General features: G+C 64.8%; 15 protein-coding genes and 1 pseudogene. 10 read left to right on the forward strand and 6 right to left on the reverse strand.

The annotated features are described in order from the left end of the window. A pseudogene (locus RN629_RS11770) lies at positions 1-108 on the forward strand (IS5 family transposase); the annotation flags it as partial. On the opposite strand, the gene RN629_RS11775 reads toward RN629_RS11770, so the two are convergent. The 3 genes from RN629_RS11775 to RN629_RS11785 are packed head-to-tail and all read right to left on the reverse strand — an operon-like array spanning position 103 to position 2,188. Continuing rightward, positions 103-1,035, reverse strand: a complete 933-nt coding sequence (locus tag RN629_RS11775) for an NADH:flavin oxidoreductase/NADH oxidase (protein ID WP_407035390.1) — start codon at positions 1,033-1,035, stop codon at positions 103-105. The pseudogene RN629_RS11770 and the gene RN629_RS11775 overlap by 6 nt on opposite strands. After that, positions 1,035-1,490: a VOC family protein gene (locus RN629_RS11780; protein ID WP_407035391.1), complete on the reverse strand. Its 456-nt coding sequence runs from the start codon at positions 1,488-1,490 to the stop codon at positions 1,035-1,037. The genes RN629_RS11775 and RN629_RS11780 overlap by 1 nt, the downstream gene beginning before the upstream one ends. A 2-nt stretch (positions 1,491-1,492) precedes the next feature. Beyond that, positions 1,493-2,188 carry a type 1 glutamine amidotransferase domain-containing protein gene (locus RN629_RS11785; RefSeq protein ID WP_407035392.1) on the reverse strand — a complete coding sequence of 232 codons (696 nt, stop codon included), beginning with the start codon at positions 2,186-2,188 and terminating at the stop codon, positions 1,493-1,495. Between the two features lie 210 nt (positions 2,189-2,398). Here RN629_RS11785 and RN629_RS11790 point away from each other — a divergent pair, with 210 nt between their 5' ends. Further along, entirely contained in the window at positions 2,399-3,283 is an 885-nt protein-coding gene (locus RN629_RS11790) for a LysR family transcriptional regulator (protein WP_407035393.1), read from the forward strand. 761 nt (positions 3,284-4,044) lie between these two features. After that, positions 4,045-6,120 carry a catalase gene (locus RN629_RS11795; RefSeq protein WP_407035394.1) on the forward strand — a complete coding sequence of 692 codons (2,076 nt, stop codon included), beginning with the start codon at positions 4,045-4,047 and terminating at the stop codon, positions 6,118-6,120. A 221-nt stretch (positions 6,121-6,341) separates the two neighbouring features. Here the strand turns inward: RN629_RS11795 and RN629_RS11800 are convergent, their stop codons facing one another. Continuing rightward, positions 6,342-6,593: a hypothetical protein gene (locus RN629_RS11800; RefSeq protein WP_407035395.1), complete on the reverse strand. Its 252-nt coding sequence runs from the start codon at positions 6,591-6,593 to the stop codon at positions 6,342-6,344. Positions 6,594-6,760: 167 nt separating this feature from the next. On the opposite strand from RN629_RS11800, the gene RN629_RS11805 reads away from it, so the two are divergent. Genes RN629_RS11805 through RN629_RS11820 form a run of 4 tightly spaced genes read left to right on the forward strand, consistent with a single transcriptional unit; the run spans position 6,761 to position 11,608 of the window. After that, positions 6,761-8,323, forward strand: coding sequence for a TolC family protein (locus RN629_RS11805; protein WP_407035396.1), 1,563 nt, complete (start codon positions 6,761-6,763; stop codon positions 8,321-8,323). Next, positions 8,320-9,363, forward strand: coding sequence for an HlyD family secretion protein (locus tag RN629_RS11810; RefSeq protein ID WP_407035397.1), 1,044 nt, complete (start codon positions 8,320-8,322; stop codon positions 9,361-9,363). Before RN629_RS11805 ends, RN629_RS11810 begins: the two co-directional genes overlap by 4 nt. Continuing rightward, the gene (locus tag RN629_RS11815) at positions 9,360-10,517 is read left to right on the forward strand and encodes an ABC transporter permease (RefSeq protein ID WP_407035398.1); all 1,158 of its coding nucleotides are present in this window, start codon (positions 9,360-9,362) and stop codon (positions 10,515-10,517) included. Before RN629_RS11810 ends, RN629_RS11815 begins: the two co-directional genes overlap by 4 nt. Beyond that, positions 10,514-11,608 carry an ABC transporter permease gene (locus RN629_RS11820; RefSeq protein WP_407035399.1) on the forward strand — a complete coding sequence of 365 codons (1,095 nt, stop codon included), beginning with the start codon at positions 10,514-10,516 and terminating at the stop codon, positions 11,606-11,608. The genes RN629_RS11815 and RN629_RS11820 overlap by 4 nt, the downstream gene beginning before the upstream one ends. A gap of 15 nt (positions 11,609-11,623) precedes the next feature. Here RN629_RS11820 and RN629_RS11825 read toward each other — a convergent pair whose 3' ends face one another. Further along, on the reverse strand, positions 11,624-11,854 hold the full coding sequence (locus RN629_RS11825; protein WP_407035400.1) for a DeoR family transcriptional regulator: 231 nt from the start codon (positions 11,852-11,854) through the stop codon (positions 11,624-11,626). A gap of 641 nt (positions 11,855-12,495) precedes the next feature. On the opposite strand from RN629_RS11825, the gene RN629_RS11830 reads away from it, so the two are divergent. Together RN629_RS11830 and RN629_RS11835 are read left to right on the forward strand one after the other, a co-directional pair. Beyond that, a complete protein-coding gene (locus tag RN629_RS11830; RefSeq protein ID WP_407035401.1) occupies positions 12,496-15,117 on the forward strand; it encodes a TonB-dependent receptor in 2,622 nt (873 codons plus the stop codon). An 80-nt stretch (positions 15,118-15,197) separates the two neighbouring features. After that, positions 15,198-16,898: a sodium:solute symporter family transporter gene (locus tag RN629_RS11835; RefSeq protein ID WP_407035402.1), complete on the forward strand. Its 1,701-nt coding sequence runs from the start codon at positions 15,198-15,200 to the stop codon at positions 16,896-16,898. Here RN629_RS11835 and RN629_RS11840 read toward each other — a convergent pair. Beyond that, positions 16,881-17,996 (reverse strand): ROK family transcriptional regulator, encoded by a 1,116-nt coding sequence (locus RN629_RS11840; protein WP_407035403.1) that lies wholly within the window; start codon positions 17,994-17,996, stop codon positions 16,881-16,883. The genes RN629_RS11835 and RN629_RS11840 overlap by 18 nt on opposite strands. A 119-nt stretch (positions 17,997-18,115) precedes the next feature. Here RN629_RS11840 and RN629_RS11845 point away from each other — a divergent pair, with 119 nt between their 5' ends. Then, positions 18,116-19,684: a phosphodiester glycosidase family protein gene (locus RN629_RS11845; protein WP_407035404.1), complete on the forward strand. Its 1,569-nt coding sequence runs from the start codon at positions 18,116-18,118 to the stop codon at positions 19,682-19,684. Positions 19,685-19,768 lie beyond the last annotated feature (84 nt).

A 19,768-nucleotide genomic window follows, 5' to 3' on the forward strand; every position in this document is an offset into this window, starting at 1 on the left:
TTCGGCCGTCTGAAGGATTGGCGCCGCGTCGCAACTCGCTACGACCGCTGCCCAACCGTCTTCTTCTCTGCCGTCGCCCTCGCGGCCACCGTCATCTTCTGGCTATGACCAATGAGTCCTGACCCTAATCAGACCGACAGCGATGACCGGCATCGCCACCGCGTCCTTGACCACGCGCGCCAGCGGCACCTGATAGCCGGGGCCGACAGGGATCTGCTGGCGCGGATCGAGACCGCCGCTGGAGATGTGGATCGCGGCGCAGCCCCGCGCCTCGAGTTCGGTCGCGAAGATGGCCGTCTCTTCGATCGTCCAGCCGCCATCGACCCAGTCGGTTCCCGAAACGCGGACCGTCACCGGCTTGTCGGCGGGGAACGCCGCCCGCACCGCATCGAACACCTCGAGCGGGAAGCGCATCCGGTTGGCCAGGCTGCCGCCGAAATCATCCTCGCGGCGATTGGCCAGCGGCGAGAGGAATTCGTGCAGCAGATAGCCATGGGCGGCATGGATCTGGATGCCGTCCAGACCGATCCGCGCGGCCCGCGCCGCCGCATCGGCAAAGGCATCGCGAATACGCTCCATCCCCGCCCGGTCCAGCGCGGCGGGGGCGTGCTCCGCCGGTTCGAACGGAACCGCGCTGGGCGCCAGGGCTTGCCAGCCAAGGTCTTCGCCCGGCGCGATCTGGGCCCCGCCGTGCCACGGCTTGGCGGTGCTGGCCTTGCGGCCCGCATGAGCCAGCTGGATCAGCAGCGGCATGTCCGACCAGCGCCGCACGCCGTCGACCACGCGCCGCATTGCCGCCTCGCTATGATCGTCGTAAAGCCCCACATCGGCATAGGTGATCCGGCCTTCCGGCGTGACCGCCGTCGCCTCGATGGTGAGCGCCCCCGCCCCCGACAGGGCGAGCTGGCCCAGATGGATCAGGTGCCAGTCGGTCATCGCACCTTGTTCGGCCGAATATTGACACATCGGGGCGATCACGATGCGGTTGGCGAGCCGAAGGCCGCCCAGCATCAGCGGTTCGAACAGCCGCGCCATCACCATTCCCCCGTGTTGGGCATCGAGATCCAGGGCTCCGCCGGGGCCTTGCGCTCGCCCTGCTGGAGCAGCTCGATCGAAATGCCGTCGGGCGTGCGGACGAACGCCATATAGCCGTCGCGCGGGGGACGATTGATGATGACGCCACCGGCCTGCAGCCGCGCGCAGGTGGCGTAGATATCGTCGACCCGATAGGCGAGATGCCCGAAATTGCGGCCGCCGCTATAGGTTTCGGGCGCGCGCCCGTCTTCGGGCGGCCAGTTATAGGTCAGCTCGACCTCGGCATCGCCCCGCTCGCCCTCGCCGCGATGATCCTCATCGGCCGCAAGGAAAATGAGCGTGAAGCGGCCTGCCACATTCTCCACCCGCCGGGTCTCCTTGAGACCCAGCAGCGCGAAGAAGCGGATGGTGGCATCGGGATCGGCGACCCGCAACATGCTGTGCAGATAGCGCATGGTCAGGACGCCTCGGCCTGGAGCGCTTCCATGACCAGCTCGGCCGTCCGGGTGGCCGAGGCGGGGTTCTGCCCGGTCACCAGATTGCCGTCGCGCAGCGCGAAAGGCATGAAGTCGGGACCGCCCTCATGGTCGGCACCCAGCGCCTTCAGGCGGGCTTCGAGCAGGAAGGGCACCGCCTCGGCCAGGCCGACCGCATGTTCCTCGCTATCGGTGAAACCGGCGACCCGGCGCCCGGCGACCAGCGGCGTGCCATCGGCCTTTTTCGCCGAGACCAGGCCCGCCGGGCCATGGCACACCGCCGCGACGATCTTGCCCGCGCGGTCGAACCGCTCGACCAGCCGTGCCAGCTCCTCGCTGACAGGATAGTCGAACATGGTGCCGTGCCCGCCGGGCAGGAACAGCGCGTCATAGCCCGACGGATCGATGGCGGTGAAGACGGGCGTGGCCGCGACCTCGGCCTTCAGCGCCTCGTCCTTGAGATAGCGTTCGACCGAGGCGTCATTCTCGCCATCCGCATTGACGCTGCGCTGGTCGATCGGGACCGCGCCGCCCTTGATCGAGGCGAGCGTTACCTCGGCCCCTGCGTCGCGAAACGCGTAATAAGGGGTGGTCAGCTCTTCCAGCCAGACGCCCGTCGGCTCGGTGCCGGGGATCATGCGGTCGGCGGACGTCGTCACCATGAGAATGCGGGTCATGTCGGTTTCTCCAGTCGGATAGGGATTGGCGGGTCGCGCATCGGGCAACGGAACATCCGTCCACCGGACGCCAACGCCATTGGGCGTGTCACGCCGGTCCGGCGATCCCGCGTCGTTTCGCTTTGTCGATGCACGATAGATACGCCGTCCGGCGCATTATCAAATCCAAGGGAATTGGCCCTTTGCCATAAATTCTTTTATGGAACCGCGATGTCATTGGTGCAGATGCGGACATTTATCGAGGTCTATCGGCGGCGTTCGCTGAGCGACGCGGCCCGCGCGCTGGGGATCACCCAGCCCGCCGCCTCGCAACATGTCGCCTCGCTCGAGGCGCAGGTCGGCCATCCGCTGTTCGATCGCCATTCGCGCGGGGTGCGGCCCACCGCCATGGCCGACGATCTGGCCGCCGCGATCGGCGACAGCCTGGATGTCGCGCAGGCCGCGCTGTCATCCGCCCGCGCGCGATCCGCGCGGATATCGGGCACGGTGCATATCGCGGCCCCGTCCGACCTGCTGGGTGAGATGATCGCGCCTCGGCTCGGTCCGCTGCTCGAAACGGGGCTCGACCTTCGCCTGCATATCGGCGGGCGCGACATGCTCTATGCCATGCTTCTCGACGACAAGGTGCATCTCGGCATCACCGCCTCGCAACCCGAGGACGGGCGGCTCGCCTTCAAGGTTCTGGGCGGAGAAGATCTGCGCGCGGTCGCGGCGCCGATCATGGCCGAACGGATCGCCCAGATGCCGCTTGGCGAGGCGCTGAACACCATTCCCCATCTTGCCTATGATCTCGACCGGCCTCTGGTGCGCCACTGGCTCGAGGCGAACCATATCCATGTCACCCGGCTCCCCAGCGTGACCGCTCCGGACCTGCGCGTCCTGCGATCGGGCCTGTGCGCGGGATTGGGGTGGTCCGTCCTGCCGGGCTATCTCACCCGATCGGAACGCGCGGCGCGCACCCTGGTGGAGATTCCCGCGCCCGTCATGGTCCCGCGCAACACCTTCTATCTGGTCTGGGCCCGCGCATCGCTTCGCCATCCGCGCGTCGCGCTGGCGCGGGACGCCCTGGCCCAGGCCTTGTGCGGGGACGCGTGACGGGCAGGCCCCGCTTTGGAGAGAGGGGTCGCCACGTCCGCTTCGGCACGCCGCCACCATGCCCAAACACGGGACGGATCGGTTTCAGGCGCGCGCAAGGTGGGACGGTAGGCGATAGCGGCCGTCTTATCGGCTCCGGTCAGCCGAGCATTTCGGCGACGATGCGCTTGAAGTCCTGACGCGACAATGCACCGGCCAGCCTGGGCAGAGGGGGCCGTGGAACGCCGCGAAGAGAAGGAACAATGGGTCTTACGGGATCGGTATGGAGGTACATGGTTTCCTTGACGCGCAATGATGGTCGCGCTGATTTTTGAGTGAGTAAGGATGGACGCCGACGCTGTGCCTGCCGATGCGGACCGCCGCCCTGTCCGGGCGGGCGGTCATGAAAGTCGACAGGCGCGTTGGCGAAATCCTGGGGGGATGAGATCCGGAGCGGTCGTTGCGACCGGCGCGCGATCCTTCGCCATCGGACGGAGGTGAAGACACGCATCTGGAAATACCGCGCCGGTCTGCCTTTCGCAGAGGACGTCAGTGGCCTCAATATGGACGGTCATGCGGTCAAGGTCAAGAGCATTGGGAACCCGGCCAATATTCGCGACGTTTCATCCCACGAAGAGCCGGGGTCTGGCTGCCGTCCATGCGTGCGACCCGGGTTCTCGCAAAATCATGGGATTGGGAGACCCTTCATGCCGAAATCGGACCTTTCGCCGAGCCTTTCGCATTCGCTCCACGATCATGCCCCAGGTGCCGGACAGACCGTCATGGACCGCGATGTCGGCGCGGGTGGCGAAACCCAGCAGCGCATCGCGGCGGATGGCGACCATGGCGACGGCACAGCCCATCTGACCGATAATTTCGGCCACCGGATATCGGACAACCAGAACAGCCTGCGCGCGGGCGCGCGCGGGCCGACGCTGCTGGAGGATTTCGTCCTTCGCGAGAAGATCTTCCATTTCGACCACGAACGCATCCCGGAACGCATCGTCCATGCGCGCGGATCGGGCGCGCATGGCGTGTTCGAATGCACCAGGGCCATCCCCGAGCTGACCAAGGCGTCGCTCTTCCAGAAAAAGGGCCAAAGCTGCCCGGTCTTTGTGCGCTTCTCGACCGTGGCGGGCGGCGCGGGATCGATCGACACGCCGCGCGACGTGCGCGGCTTCGCGGTCAAGCTCTATACCGACAGCGGCAACTGGGACCTCGTGGGCAACAACATCCCGGTCTTCTTCATCCAGGACGCGATGAAATTCCCCGATCTCGTCCACAGCGTGAAGATGGAGGCGGATCGCGGCTATCCGCAGGCCGCCTCGGCGCATGACACCTTCTGGGATTTCATCAGCCTGATGCCCGAGGCGATGCACATGATCATGTGGGCGATGTCCGACCGCGCGATCCCGCGTTCGCTCCGGATGATGGAAGGGTTCGGCGTCCACAGCTTCCGCTTCGTCAACGCCAAGGGCGAGGGCCGCTTCGTCAAATTCCACTGGAAGCCGGTGCTCGGCATCGAATCGATCACCTGGGACGAGGCGGTCAAGATCGCCGGGGCCGATCCCGACTTTCATCGCCGCGACCTGTTCGAGGCGATCGACGCGGGCGATTATCCGCAATGGGATCTGGGCATCCAGACGTTCGACGAGGAGTGGGCGGCGAAACAGCCCTATGACGTGCTCGACGCGACCAAGCTGATCCCCGAGGAGGATATCCCGGTCGAGATCATCGGCCGCATGACGCTCAACCGCAATGTCGACAATTTCTTCGCCGAGACGGAGCAGGTCGCCTTCCTGCCGACCAACATCATCCCGGGCATCGACTTCACCAACGATCCGCTGCTCCAGGGCCGGCTCTTCTCCTATCTCGACACGCAGAAATCGCGGCTCGGCACCACCAATTTCCACCAGATCCCGATCAACGCGCCGAAATGCCCGTTCCACAATTTCCAGCGCGACGGGATGATGCAGACGCTGGTCCCCACCGGGCGCGCCAATTACGAGCCCAACAGCCTAGTCGAGGCGGGCGAGGATGGCGGGCCGCGAGCCTGCCCCGAAACCGGCTTCACCAGCTTCCCGCTGAACGACGAGCGCAACGATCCCGCGCACAAGCTGCGCATCCGCGCCGACCTGTTCGCCGATCATTACAGCCAGGCGCGGCTTTTCTACCGCTCCCAGACGGAGAATGAGCAGGCGCATATCGCCTCGGCGCTGGTGTTCGAATTGTCGAAGGTGCAACTCGACCATGTGCGCACCCGCGTCGTCGCCCGGCTGCGCACCATCGACGACGATCTGGCGAAGCGCGTCGCGGACGGCCTGGCCATCGACCTGCCCGAGGAGGCCAAGGCGGCCAGACGCCCGGTCGACATGGCCCCGTCCAACGCGCTCTCGATCCAGAAACAGGCCAAAGAGCTGCTGCAGGGCCGCAAGGTCGGCATCCTCTTTGCCGAAGGGTCGGACAAGGCGTCGATCGACAGGCTGAAGGGCGAGATCGAGAAAGCGGGCGGCACCGCGTTCCTGGTGGCCCCGAAGGTCGGCGGCATCAAGGTGAAGGGTGGCACGCTCAAGGCCGATGGCCAGTTGGCCGGGTCGCCCTCGGTGCTGTTCGACGCGGTGGCCTCCATCCTCATGCCGGATGCCGCCGAAACGCTGGCCAAGGACGGCGCGGCGGTGCAATGGTTCATGGACGCCTATGGCCATTGCAAGACCATCGCCCATTGCAAGGGCACGCAAGTCCTGCTGGACAAGGCGCATGTCGAGCCGGACGAGGGCGTCGTCCCGATCGAGGATTTCATGACCGTCGGGACCAAGCGGCACTGGGCGCGCGAACCCAAGGTCCGCGATCTGGCCTGAGCGAACCCCGGGCGCACCCCGCTCGAATGCGCCCATACCGGCGCGGTCGCCCGAAGGAAGGCGATCGCGCCGAAAGCCCGGGCACCCATCGCCAGCAGGCCGACGACGACATGCCATGGCGGGCCTGAAATATTCGGGCGACGGCCCGAACGCTTCTGGCAGGACAGGATCGGGCTGGCTCAGCCGTCCAGCGGCCCGCCAGCGCGGGCGCCCGTCCGCCGCTATGCCTCCGCCAGCAGTTTCGCCAGCGCCGCATCCTTGACCGCCAGCACCTCGAACAGCCCGACCGCGCGCAATGCCGGGGCGGCATCGCGTATGTCCGCCTCCGCCTGCCGCCGCGCCTCGTCGCCGGTCGTCGGATCGCTCCAGACCCGGGCGTTCATCAGGAACGCTGCAATCGTGCCCTTGCGCACCGACAGGCCACCAAATTCGGCCCGGTTCGCATCCTCCGCCAACACCTCGTCCGCCCGCATGGTCGGTCTCCATCACGTGTCACGCCGATATGGCGACCATGCGCCGCGCGAAAAGCCCCCCTCCCCTGCCTCGCGGCCCCGCCCCGCCAACAAAAAGCCGGATCGGCCGGAACAGCTTGTGCGGTCATTCCGTTTCCATATCGAACGATTCGGCGGGGGCATAAGGATTGGACAGGGGCAATGGGGTGCGACGCGGGCGGCGGAAAAGCCGCGCGCTGCGATCGATCCGACGGGCGCGCCATGGTTCGGCCGCCACCCTGATCCTGTGCGCCGTGCTGTCCTTTCCGATCCTGTCCCGCCCGGTCGCGGCGCAGAATGAAGGGGTCGCGATCAGCTTCGATGCCGCCAGTCACCGGCTGGACAGCGTTTCCCCCGCGCTGTCCGCCGCCAGCCATGCCGAGGCCGCCGCACGCGAAACACAGGCGGCGGTGGCGACGCTGCGCCGCCCGCTGGTGACCGCCTCCGCGCAATATCTGGCCTATCAGAAGACGCTGTCGGTCGACCTGACCGGATCGAAGCAATCGGCGGAGAGCGGTACGCAGGATTTCCTGGCAGGCCTGCCCGCCACCGTGCCCCCGGCCTTCCAGCAGATCGCGGGCGATATCGTCGGCCGGATCTCACAGGCGCTGCCCGGACTGTTCGCCGCGATCCCCGACAGCCTGAGCTATCGCTATCGCGACCAGCTGTTCCGGCCGACCGTGCAGGGTGTACTGCCGCTCTATTCGGGGGGCGCCATCCCCGCGATCCAGCGCGGAGCACGAGCGGGCGCGGACATGGCCGTCGCCCGCGCCGGTCAGGCCCGCGAGCTGTCGCGGATCAACCTGGTCCGCGTCTATTTCGGCCAGCTGGCCGCCGCCGAGCTCGCCCGATCTGCCCGGGAGACGCTCGACGCGCTCGACCAGCTCCTGTCCGACGCACGCAAATTGGAGGCGGAGGGCGTCACCCCCCGCGCCCGCACGCTGGAGGCGCAGGTGGCGCGCGACAGCGCCGCCCGCGTCTGGGAACGCGCGGTCATCGCGCAGGATGGCGCGCGCGACGAACTGGCCCGGCTGCTGGAGATGGACGCGGTCCATCCGTCAACCGGGTTGTTCGTCGTCAGCCGCCCCCTGCCTCCCGCCGCGACCTTTCTGGGCGGCGAGGCGGACCTGCCCCAGTCGCGACAGGCGGAGGCGACACGGCAGGTGGCCGATGCGGGGGTCGATCTGGCGCGCGCGCGATACCGGCCCCAGGCGTTCGCATTTGGCGAATATAATCTCAACCGCAACGCCGCGCTGCCAACCGAACCCGATTGGATAGCGGGCGTCGGCGTACGCTACACCCTGTTGTCCAATGTCGACCGGGGCCATGCGCTCAATGCCGCGCGCGAGAATGCGGCGGCCGCCGCCGATGCCGCGCGCGAGACGCGCAAGGCCGCGACCAGCGCGACGCTGCGCGCCTGGGATCTGGTGGAAGGGGCGCGCCGCTCCTTCCTTTTGCTCGACAGCTCGCTGGCCGCCGCGCAGGAGAATTGGCGCGTCCAGCGCGTCGCCTTTCGCGAGGGCGAAGGCACGTTGACCACCGTGCTCGCCGCCGAGGCGGTGCTGGCGAACGCGCGGACGCAGCGCGCCGCGACCGCCTATGAATATGATCTCGCGCTGGCGGGATTGCTGGCCGCGGCGGGACAGCTCGACCGCTTTCCCGACTATCTGGCCCGCGCCGATATCCGCCTGCCGCTGGGGGACCGTCCATGACCGATACCGAAACCGTCGCGCCACGGGAGGATGCCCGGCAGGAGGCGCCGCCGCCCGGCCCGACGGCCCGCGCGCGCGCGCTGCTCTGGATCGGGCTGCTCGTCGTGGCGATCGCGATCGGGGTCGGCCTGTGGCTCGCCTCCCGCCCCCCGGCCGAGCAGTTGCAGGGACAGGTCGAAGCGGATGAGATCAACGTCGCGACCAAGACGCTGGCGCGGGTCGACACGCTGCTGGTGAACGAGGGCGACCGGGTCCGCGCGGGGCAGGTCCTCGCGACACTGAGCGCGCCGGAGATCGTCAATGGCCGACAACAGGCGGTCGCCGCGCTCGACAGCGCGCGGGCGCTGGAATCGCTCGCGGTCGAGGGCGCGCGGCCCGAGGATCGGGAATCGCTGCGCTCCGTCTGGCTGGCGGCGCAGGCGACGGCGGACCTCGCCCAGGTGTCGAGCCGGCGCGCCGACCGCCTCTATGCCGAAGGCGTGATCGCCGAGCAGCGGCGCGACGAGGCCCATGCCGCGCGCGACAGCACCGCCCGCGCGGCGCAGGCCGCCAAGGCGCAATATGACAAGGCGCTGGCCGGGCTACGGCCCCAGAATCGCGCGATCGCGGCGGCCCAGGTGCGCGCGGCGTCCGCCGCCACCGCAACCGCCGACGCGCTGGTCCGCGAGACGCGGCTGGTATCCCCGATCGGTGGCGAGGTGTCGCGCCGCCTGCTCAATCCCGGCGAGATCGTCAGCCCGATCCTGCCCGCCTTTCAGGTCATCGATATCGACCATCCGCATGTGACGCTGAACATCCGCGAGGATGATTATCGCGGCATGGCGATGGGCCGCACGCTGACCGGCCATGTCCCCGCGCTGGGCCGCGACCTCGCCTTCCGGGTCACGCGGATCGCGCCGCAGGGCAGCTTTGCGACCTGGCGCGCGACGCGCCAGTCGCGCGGCTATGACGTGCGCGCCTTCGCCATCACCCTGACCCCGACGGCCGGGGCCGCCGGGTTGCGCCCGGGCATGAGCGTGCTGTTCGACTGGCCGCGATGAGCGGCTTCGCCCACGGCTTTGGCGCGGAGATCCGTCGGATCGGGGCAACGCGGGTCGACCTGTTCCTGCTGACCGCGATGCCTTTGCTCTTGTTGGCGGCGATGGCCGCGATGATCTTCGCGGGAAGCCCGCGCGGGTTGAAAACGGTGATCGTCGATCATGACGGCGGCGTGCTGGCCCGGGCGATCACGCGCGACATCGCCGCCTCCCCCGACCTGCGCATCGTCGCCGAGACGCCCGATCTGGGCGCGGCCATGGCCATGATCCGTCGCGAGGACGCGGTCGCGGCGGTGGTCATCCCGCACGGCGTCGGCACCCGCGTCGCACAGGGCGCGCCGGTCGAGATTTTCCACCAGGCGCTGTTCCTGTCCACCGGCGCGCTGGCCGCGACGCATCTGCGCGTCGCCGTGCTGGCCGCGCTGGCGCAGGCGGCACCGGATCAGGCGGGGCTGCGCGGCGTGGCCGCGACCCGCCTGCCATTGCCCGGCGTGACGGTGACGCTGCTGGGCAACCCGACATTCAGCCTGGAATGGTATCTCGGGCTGCTGCTTGGCCCCGGCGTGCTGCACCTGCTGATCGCGGTGACGGCGGTCAGCAGTGTCGGCGCGTTGATGCGCGAGCGGTCCTTCGCGCGCTATGTCACCGCCAGCGCCGCGCCGGGCACCGCGCTGGCGGGACGGCTGGCGGTGCATGTGGTGGCGGGCAGCATCTGGGGCACGCTCTGGCTCCTGTGGCTGACGCTGGCGCGCGGCTATCGCGTGGAGGGCAGCCTGTTGTTGATCGTGCTGGGCCTGATCCTGTTGTTCGCCGCGACGGTCTCGGTCGCGCTGCTGCTGGTCGCGGCGACGCGCACGGTATCGACTTCCCTGTCCGGCGCGGTGATCCTGGCGGGCTCGGCGCTCGCCTATTCGGGCGCCTCGCTGCCGCTGGCCGGGGCGAGCCTGTTCGCGCGGGTGTGGAGCGCGATCCTGCCGCTGACCCATTATGTGACGTTGCAGATGGACCAGGTACTGGGCGTCGCGCCCGCGCCCATGCTGCACGCCGCCGGAGCGCTGCTGCTCTATCCGATCGTGGCGGGGGGTGCGGGGCTGGGGCTGATGCTGCGCGATCGGGTAACGGCAGAGGCGGCGCCGGGGGCAGGGGCAAGGCCATGACGATGCGGTCGGCGTTCGAGTCCACGCTCTGGACCATCCTGACGACCCGCGACCTGATGGCGGTCGCGATCCTGTCGGTCATTCTCTACGCCTTCTACTATCCCGCGCCCTATGCGCATCAGACTGCGCAGGCGATGCCGCTGGTCGTGGTCGACGACGATCACAGCGCGATGTCGCGAAGCATCGTCGCGCATCTGGGCGACACCCGCGCGGTGCGGGTCATCGCCGAGGTGCCCGACATGGCCGCCGCCCGCGCGGCGGTGCGCGCGCGCGAGGCGGAGGGTATCCTGCTGCTCTCCTCCCATCTGGGCGCGGACCTGCTGACCGGGCGGCCGGGGGCCGGGATCGGGCTGTGGCTCAACGGCACCTATCTGCTGCGCGCGGAAAGCATCGGCAGCGGGATGGTCGAGGTGGTCGAGGACGCCGTGGCCGAACGCCGCGAGGCGATGGGCCGACGGCCCGGCGGGACGCCATCGCCGATCCTGGTCCATCCGCTGTTCAACACCATCGGGGGCTATCGCGACTATATCTTCCCGGCGGTCGCCAACATCATCCTGCAACAGACGCTGTTGTTCGCCAGCGCCCGGCTGATGGCGGAGCGCCGACGACGGCGCGATCCCCGGCTCGGGCTCGCCGCCGCGCTGGGCACCTGGGCGGCGTGCGCGACGATCGGCATTCTCGCCGCCTTCTTCTATTTCGGCTTCGTCTATTGGGTGCAGGATATGCCGCGCGCCGGCAACATCCCGGCGCTGCTGATCGCGGTGCCGCTGTTCGCGGGCGCGGTGGCGGCGCTCGGCCTGGCCGCGGGAACGCTGTTCCGCAACGGCGACGATGCGCTCAAGATCCTGCTGCCGACCTCGGTCCCGCTGGTGTTCCTGGCGGGCTTCGCATGGCCTCTCGACGCCATGCCGCGCTGGCTGGCGACGCTGGTCTGGGCATCGCCGGCGACCTCGGCCATGCATCTGTTCACCCGGTTGAACCAGATGGGCGCGACGCTGGACGAGGTTACCGGTCCGCTGCTGGTGCTGGCCGGGCTGATCGCGCTGTACCTGCCGGTCTTCCTGTGGCGACAGGCGCGCGCGCCGGAATAGCCGGCCCGTGCCTGTTCAGTCCCGGCATCTGGTGGATCGGGTTGGAGATGAACCAATTTGGTTCTGACGTCCAGATCTTGGCGATGTACTCGCACACACCAACAGCCCCTGCCGAACAAGTTGGTTCAGATGAGTGCGGATTGTCACGCCAGACACCGAAAACCAGCGCGCTAGCTCCAGCCTGCCAACCTTGCCCACCTGCAAGGCAGTTTGGACGATCTCGGCCCGGCGCTCGTGACTGTTCATAGGGTAGATTCGGCATCGCAATAGAATAAGCGCCCGCCGGATTCCGCAGGCCTTTCCTTGCTAACAGGCGCGGGTCAATGCCGCCTTCCCATTACGTCTTCAAACCGATGCGATCGCTTGCGTCGCGCAACAACATACTGCGATAAAATGTAATGGTTGCTTTGGCTATATTTCTCTATCTATATCAATGTATTATTTTAGCATGTAACTGCTCAGGAAAGTCATATTGAAAAAATATGAAAGCTAGCGATCCCAACCGATCTTACAGAATCAATCGCCTCAGTCATCATTCCACCGTTTCGGATGAAGCATGTCGCGCCACGGGAAAGCTACAGATAGCGTGCAGAAATGCGCCCGATCGCGAATGTAGGATATTAAACTTATCACGTATTATCAATAGATTGTATGCTATCCACGAAATATGCGAGTGATCGACAGCGGTGTTAATCTGATGCTGCCATCGACGCCGGAAGCGACTGTAACACGCACGACTAATTTGAGAACTATATACTGTGGAGGTATTAATAGATTCAGGGGGAATCATGCACCTATCCACTATGCGTTTCAGGCTGTTGGTATCTGCCGCGACCGCTGGCATCCTAGCATCGTCCTGCTCGACAGCCGTGTTTGCGCAAGACGTCATGCCCACACCTCCGAAGCCCGCTGGAGAGGAACAGAGCCAGTCTGACATTATCGTCACCGGCTATCGCGCCAGCGTCGAGCGCTCGATCTCGATCAAGCGCAAGGCGGCCGGGATCGTGGATGCGATCACTGCCGAGGATATGGGCAAGATGCCCGACCTCAACCTGTCGGAATCGCTCCAGCGCGTGCCGGGCGTGACGATCGACCGCAACGCCAATGGCGAGGGTCGCTCGATCAACCTGAGGGGACTGGGCGCAACCTTCACCCGCGTCGAGCTTGACGGCATGTCCGGTCTTGCCAACGGAACCGGCGGCCGGTTCGGCGTCAATCAGAGCGGCCGCGCCTTCAACTTCGAGATCCTGCCCTCCGAGCTTTTCTCGAAGGCGGAAATCTACAAGACCGCGACGCCCGACCAAACCGAAGGCGGCCTTGCCGGGCTGGTGCAGCTCGAGATACCGAAACCACTCGATCACAAGGGGTTCAAGTTGTCGGCCGGCGCGCTCGGCAACTATGGGCAGAATACCGGCCGGGTCGACCCGCGCCTGTCGCTGCTGGTCAGCCAGAACTGGAACGACACGTTCGGCATCGCTGCATCGATCGCCTGGTCGCGCTCGCATTTCGTGACCGATACCGCTGAGGGCGGGAGCTGGCGTGCCTTTTCCAACGTCAACACCGGCACACGCGCCTCCGACGCGGTTCGGACAGCGCTGATAGCCAACGGACCGCGCTATTATCATTTCAACGAGAACCGGAACTCGCTCGGGGCGACGCTGAGCACCCAATACCGGCCCTCGGACAAATTGGAAGTGTCGGTCGACGGCATTTTTGCAAAGCTCAAGAGCAATTCGCGCGCGCTGCGTGATGACATGGCGCTTGAAAGCGGGATCAACAATCCGATCAGCACCACGATCGACAGTGGCGTGATTACTGCCGGCCAATTCACCGGTGTCCAACAGCGAGTGGGTGACAATCATTACACCACCGACGAGACCATGGGACAGATCATCGCCCGGGTGGACTGGCATCCTGCCGATGGCTGGTTGATCCGTCCATCGATCGGCTATGCGCGCCGCAAGGCCAACCGGACGTGGAACCTCTATTCGTATCGACTGGCGGATTCGAGCGGCAAGTTCGATCCCGGCATCGTGTCTTACAAGATGCGGGGGAACTTCATCGACTTCTCCTCGACCGCGACCGATTTCTCCTCCGACGCGCAGAATTTCCTTTTCAACGTCTTCGTCTTCCGTCCGACCGCTGACGTTACCGATGAGCTTCAGGGCAAGATCGACCTTGAAAAGACCTTCGACGGACCGCTCAAGAATGTGCGGGCTGGATTCCGCTATGCGGATAGCAGCAAGACCCGGACGGCATCGCAATCCCGTCTCAATGTCAGCAGCGGCATCGCCAATGCGGCTGTGCCCAATCTTGGGTCGGTGGCGGGTCTGGTCGGTTACAACGTCAGCGGATCGACCGGCCCGTCATCGATCCTTGGAATCAACGAAAGCCTGATCAACGGGGTCTATTTCCCGAACAGCGTCGCCGTTACGGGTACCGCCTTGCGGGACTATACCGGCTATGCCGCGCAGCAGACCTATACGATCGGCGAGAAGACGCTGAGCGGCTACGCCTCCGCCGAATTCGACGTTAGCGACGTGCAGGTTATCGGCGGCGTGCGGTTCGTCAGCACCAAGCAGACGTCAAGCGGTTCCACCGTCGCCAACATCAATCTCGAGACCCAGACGATCACGCCTGTGTCATATAACAAGACCTATACAGCGTTCCTGCCGAGCCTGACCGCGAAATGGGACGTCGTCCCTGGCGCGATCGTTCGCGCAGCCTATTCACGGACGTTGACACGGCCTGACTATGACAGCCTCGCGCCGTCGGAAACGGTCTCCGGCATCGACGCGGGTGGGGGCACCGGCACCAAGGGCAATCCCAACCTCAATCCCTATCTGTCGGACAATATCGATCTCGGCGCCGAATATTATTTCGGCAAGGACGGTCTGATTGCGGCGAACGTCTTCTACAAGAAGATGGACGGGTTCATCGACACCACCACCTTCGTCGAGACGCGCACCTATCCCAGACAGGCCGACGGCGTACTCGCAACCGGGCCCATTACCTTCACTCAGCCGGTCAACAGCGTGTCGGCAAGCGTCAAGGGTCTTGAACTCGCCGCGCAAAGCCGCCTGTGGTTCCTGCCCGGTATGTTCTCGAATCTTGGCGTGCAGGCCAATCTGACGCTGACCGACAGCAGCGCCAATTTCTCGATGGCGAACGACGTTCGCAGCCGTGGCTTGCCGGGGTTGTCGAAGCGGAGCTGGAACGCGACGCTCTATTACAGCACGCCCACGCTCGACGTGCGCTTTTCCTATGCCTGGCGCAGCCGCTATCTCGCGCAATTCTCAGATGATTTCGCCATTCCGCGTTTCGTCAACGCTTACGGGCAGCTCGATTTCAGCGCCAACTATAATCTCAACAGCCATATCTCCTTCCAACTCCAGGGCCTCAACCTGACCCGCAATCAGGAAGTGGATGTGTCGAGTGCCGCCTATCTGCCTTACGGGGTCAATCAGCTCGATCGTCGTATCCTATTCGGCGCACGCGTGACGTTCTGAACCATAATCCGGCCGGGCATGCATATCACTCTCGCCCGGCCGGCAGAGTTTTTGTCATCTAACACTGCTAAGGCACCGCCATGGTGCCAGACATCATCTTTGCCAGCGTGACGTTGATATTGGTGATGGTCACAGGTTTCAGCTTCGCGCGGGCGCGTAATAATCTCATGGAGCGTTTCGTCGCAGGGCGGCAACTCTCCTGGCTGGCGCTCGGCGCCTCGATGGCGGCCACTTCGACATCGGCCGACACGCCGTTGCTGATCGCGGGTCTTGTCTATGCCGATGGACTGGCAGGAAACTGGTATTGGTGGGCAGGCGCGCCCGGGGTGCTCGCAACTCTGTTCTTTTTCGCCCGGCTGTGGCGTCGCGCGGGTGTCGTCACCGAAGTCGAGGTGATCACGCTGCGCTATGGGCAAGGCGAGATCGCGCGTCGCTACAGGATGCTCAACGGTTTGTTCGAGGGATTACTGGTCAACGGACTGGTGCTGGCCTCCAACGCCTTTGCCTTCGGCCTCATCCTGAACGCGCTGCTCAATCGATGGCAGATCAGTCATCAGCCTGCTCTTGCCGGCGCGCTGGTCGGCCTTTGCCTGTTTCTGACAGCAGGCTATGCGCTGTTCGTCGGCTTCCGTGGGCTGGTAAAATCGGATGCAGTGGAGTTCCTGATAGCGGTATCTGTCGGCACCCTGCTAGCTGTCATAGCGATTAGAGGCTTGCCGCATGGCCTCTCGGACCTAGCCCGCCAGCACACCGAACACGGTCAGGACAGTGTTTTCACGCTCTGGCCGACGCGGGACAGCTTCGCGCCGGTGCTGATGCTGCTATGCAGTTGGTGGTATAACGCACCGGGCAAGGGAATGATGGTGCAGCGTATCGCCGCTTCGCGCGACGAGCATTCGGCCATTCTGACCGTCCTGACGTTCGCTGGCCTGCATTATCTGGTCCGTCCATGGGCATGGTATCTGATCGGCGCCGCTGGATTGATCTATCTCCCTCATCTGGCCCAGCCCGAAACCGTGCTGCCCGCGATGGGAGCGCGACTGCTCGCGCCGGGCCTGTTCGGCTTGCTTGTCGCGGCCATGGCATTGTCGTTCATGGCGAGCGCCAACAGCCGGCTCAATTTCGGAGCCTCGCTGATCGTCAATGACGTCGCCTTGGTACTGCGTCCCGAAGCATCGACAAAGATGCTGCGCATGGTCGAACGCGTGACGATTGCGACGCTTTGTGTGGGCTGCCTTGCAACCGCCCTGCTTGGCGCCGGCCCGGGAATTCGGGGGCTTTACCAGTTTCTGACCATGATGCTGGCCGGAACCGGCTTCGTCGCAATTGCGCGCTGGTACTGGTCACGCACGACGATATGGAGCGAGATCTGCTCTTTGGCCAGTGCGCTCATCGTTGCCTGCATGACACTTTTCTGGACCGATATCGCCCGACCAATCGACTATGCTCTGGCGCTCGGCGCCAACTTCGTGATCGGCGCAGTCATGACCCTTGTAACGGCGCTGCTCGGGCCAAAGGCGGACGGCGATGCTGTAGAGACGTTTCGGCGCCGCGTTCGTCCGGGCGGGCCTGGCTGGAGTCGCAGCGCGACGGGCGCGATATCGCGATCCGCACTAGCTTGGTTGCTGGCCAATACCACGTTGTTCGCTGCGATGTTCGCGATCGCCCGGTTGCTCGCGGGTTCGATCAATCAGGCGGCCATGCTCTTGGCTCTGGCGACGATTAGCCTTGTCTTGCTCCTTCGGGGCATACGCACTACCCGATTAACGTCGGCGGCCTAGCCCCGCAAAGAGGCGGGCCACAGGCAACGAGGCTGCGCCGATTTCGAGACAATCGGCTGCCGTATCGACAATGATCGGGGGGAGTGGGGCGGAGATGTTCCCGATCGACACGCCCGAAAGCCGGATACGCTCGGCCAGCGCAGCGCGGATCGAGAGCGGCAATCGCCCGGCGAACACGATCGCCTCAGGGTCGATCAGCGCACAGACCGACAGCAAAGCCCGTTCGAGATAGGCCGCGTTCTCGTTGAGCCACGCATTCATGCCCGGCGCCCTGCTACGAATGGCCGCTTCCGCCAATTCGGAATCCACTGACAGACCGAGACAATCGGCCAAACTCTCGGTCGAGGGCCGGACATTGCCGCTGCGGGGGAGCAGCATGGCGAACTCGCCTGCATTACCCATCCGCCCGCGTAGCAGTTGCCGATCGATGACCGCGCCGCCACCCACCCCGCGCGTCATCAGCACGACGAAGAAACTGCCATATTCTGATCCCACCCCGTGAACGAGGTGTCCCGCCGCCGCTGCCCGCCCGTCATTCTCGACGATCACGTCGAGCCCGAAGCGCTCTGACAGGCGAACATCGAGATCGAGTTGCATCCAGCCTTCGATATCGCCGCGACGCACCACCCTTCGCGCCGTCTTATCGAAGAAAAACCCCGATTGCGAAACGCCCAGCCCCAATAGTGTGGCATCGATGGGGATATGACGCAACGCCTCCGCCACCAGCGCTTCACTCGCGTCAGCCGAACGCGCAGCGAGAAGAAAATCACCTTCCTGCTCGATGCGGCGAATTACGCCATCCACCAGATCGCTTAGCACGCAGGTGATGCGATCATGTTCGAGCACCAGCCCCAGCGACAATATCCGACCCGGCACCAACCCCAGTTCGATCGCGGGTTGCCCCATGCCGCCGGTGTGCCGCCGCCTGACCTCAACAATGTGGCCCGATGCGATCAGTTCCTGCCCGATGCGCGTCATGGATTGGGGAGACAGGCCGGTCGTTTGCGCGATCTCTGCCCGGCTCGCGTGCTTGGCGATATTGAGTGCATGTAAGACAGCGAGGTGGCCCGCGTGCCAGCCTGTCTTATCCTGCGTCATGTGTGTCCGTCGTCTGTCTTGTTACGTCGCCCATTCCCACCCTCTTGCACGGACACGCGACGGCGGCAACGCGGGTCGAGCCGTGTCTTGGATTTTAAATACTGTCGCGATATTAAAGGATGATGGACACCCGTAGCCTTGCGCGTCACATGATTCTCGCCAGCGTGGCGATTCCTCTTTCGGTGCGCCCAGTTTACGCATCGCTGCCGGTCGCACCTTTCCCGCTGGGCAACACCAATTTGGTAGAGACTCGAACTGAAGAATCATTGGCAGATGGCGTAACCTATTATTCCGTCAGACGGGCAACGGCGAACAACGTGCCAACCCAATGGCTGATAACAGCAGGCGTCGCTCGCACCGTTAAGGAAAGATCCCGCCTCGAGATGTGCTTGCGCGCGCTCCATCTTGAACCACGCCGGGAAAGCTACCAGACTCCGGGGCTGATACCGACCCGCTATGTCGAGATTATCGGTGGCGATTTTACCACGGAGGCAGCCGCGCGGGTGGCGATACGCCCTGCCACAACGTGCAAGGTCGAAGTTCGCGCCGCCGCGGCCTCGCCGTATTATGAGGCCGGTCCGTGGCGGCTGAACCTGATCGAGATTGATCCAGCCCATTTCAAAGGTCACATATTTTCTGCCGGCGGGAACGACACGGTAGCGGGACGCATCAAGACGTCGGATATCGCCCACCGGTTCGGTGCTCAGGTCGCGATCAATGGCGGCTTCTTCGCGATGACGCCGGAGGAGGGCGTGGTCGGTGAACCCGCCGGTATATCGGTTATGCAAGGACGCTGGCGCAGCGAAGCGACGCTGGGGCGACCCTACCTGCTTCTCCGCGATCGCTATCCTATAAGCGCGGCGATTCTTTCCGCGCGACCGCCGTCACCACGCATCGTCTGGAGCGACGGTACCGTCTCTTTGCTCGGCGGCATCAACCGCCAACCTGGGCAAGTGCGCGATTGTGGAACGACAGGAGCACCAGCCAATCGCCTGCCTGCCCAGGATGTGACCTGCGCCGTCCGCGATGAAATCGTTGCTATCACCGACGATGCCGGTTTCGTTGCAGATGCCTCACATGGGTTGGCGGTCACTGTCGGGCCCGATGGCCGATTGAAGACCGGCAGTGGCGCAGAACTCGGCGGAACAGTGCTGGTGGGGATCGGTCGGAAGGCCGATTTCCTGCGCTCGCGACTTGCTCGTCATGTACGAGCACGGATGGATTTGACGTACGACACGCGCAGCGACAAAGCGGCATCCAGTGCGCTCTACGCCGTGAATGGGGCACCGACGCTGGTTCGCGGCGGCGAGATGATTCACGCGGATGACAAAGAGGGCTGGGCCACACACGGCATGCCTCTCGCCCGTTGGAACTATGTCCATTCCTGGTCAGTCCTGCGAAATCCACGCACCGCCGTCGGCATCGACGCCAAACGGCACGTTTGGCTGCTCGTCGTCGAGGGCCGCGAGTACTCTGAAGCAAGTTCTGTATCGGTTCCAGCTAGTGCGGGATTGTCGATTGAAGAACTGCGGCGGGTTATGGTCCACATCGGTGCGCGCGACGCAATCAATCTTGATGGTGGTGGATCGAGCGCAATGGTGGTGCGCGGGAAGCTTATTACGCATCCCTCCGACTCAAGCGGAGAACGGGCTGTCGGTGATGCTATCTTGGTTGTTCCCGATAGATAGTTTACTTAGTAACCATAGACATTATCCGTACAAATTACAGTTTGTTTTTTCATAAAAGATAGATGATATTTAAAAATACAGGAG

The organism is Facivitalis istanbulensis (assembly GCF_040560405.1).
Classification (GTDB): Bacteria; Pseudomonadota; Alphaproteobacteria; order Sphingomonadales; family Sphingomonadaceae; genus Sphingomonas; species Sphingomonas istanbulensis.

Bases quoted from the DNA above. Each gene is read 5' to 3' on its own strand.
- RN629_RS11825 (WP_407035400.1), bottom strand. From the start codon at position 11,854: ATGAACAGTCACGAGCGCCGGGCCGAGATCGTCCAAACTGCCTTGCAG.
- RN629_RS11810 (WP_407035397.1), top strand. From the start codon at position 8,320: ATGACCGATACCGAAACCGTCGCGCCACGGGAGGATGCCCGGCAGGAG.
- RN629_RS11845 (WP_407035404.1), top strand. From the start codon at position 18,116: ATGATGGACACCCGTAGCCTTGCGCGTCACATGATTCTCGCCAGCGTG.
- RN629_RS11800 (WP_407035395.1), bottom strand. From the start codon at position 6,593: ATGCGGGCGGACGAGGTGTTGGCGGAGGATGCGAACCGGGCCGAATTT.
- RN629_RS11795 (WP_407035394.1), top strand. From the start codon at position 4,045: ATGGACCGCGATGTCGGCGCGGGTGGCGAAACCCAGCAGCGCATCGCG.
- RN629_RS11830 (WP_407035401.1), top strand. From the start codon at position 12,496: ATGCCCACACCTCCGAAGCCCGCTGGAGAGGAACAGAGCCAGTCTGAC.
- RN629_RS11820 (WP_407035399.1), top strand. From the start codon at position 10,514: ATGACGATGCGGTCGGCGTTCGAGTCCACGCTCTGGACCATCCTGACG.
- RN629_RS11840 (WP_407035403.1), bottom strand. From the start codon at position 17,996: ATGACGCAGGATAAGACAGGCTGGCACGCGGGCCACCTCGCTGTCTTA.
- RN629_RS11785 (WP_407035392.1), bottom strand. From the start codon at position 2,188: ATGACCCGCATTCTCATGGTGACGACGTCCGCCGACCGCATGATCCCC.
- RN629_RS11835 (WP_407035402.1), top strand. From the start codon at position 15,198: ATGGTGCCAGACATCATCTTTGCCAGCGTGACGTTGATATTGGTGATG.
- RN629_RS11815 (WP_407035398.1), top strand. From the start codon at position 9,360: ATGAGCGGCTTCGCCCACGGCTTTGGCGCGGAGATCCGTCGGATCGGG.
- RN629_RS11790 (WP_407035393.1), top strand. From the start codon at position 2,399: ATGTCATTGGTGCAGATGCGGACATTTATCGAGGTCTATCGGCGGCGT.
- RN629_RS11780 (WP_407035391.1), bottom strand. From the start codon at position 1,490: ATGCGCTATCTGCACAGCATGTTGCGGGTCGCCGATCCCGATGCCACC.
- RN629_RS11775 (WP_407035390.1), bottom strand. From the start codon at position 1,035: ATGGCGCGGCTGTTCGAACCGCTGATGCTGGGCGGCCTTCGGCTCGCC.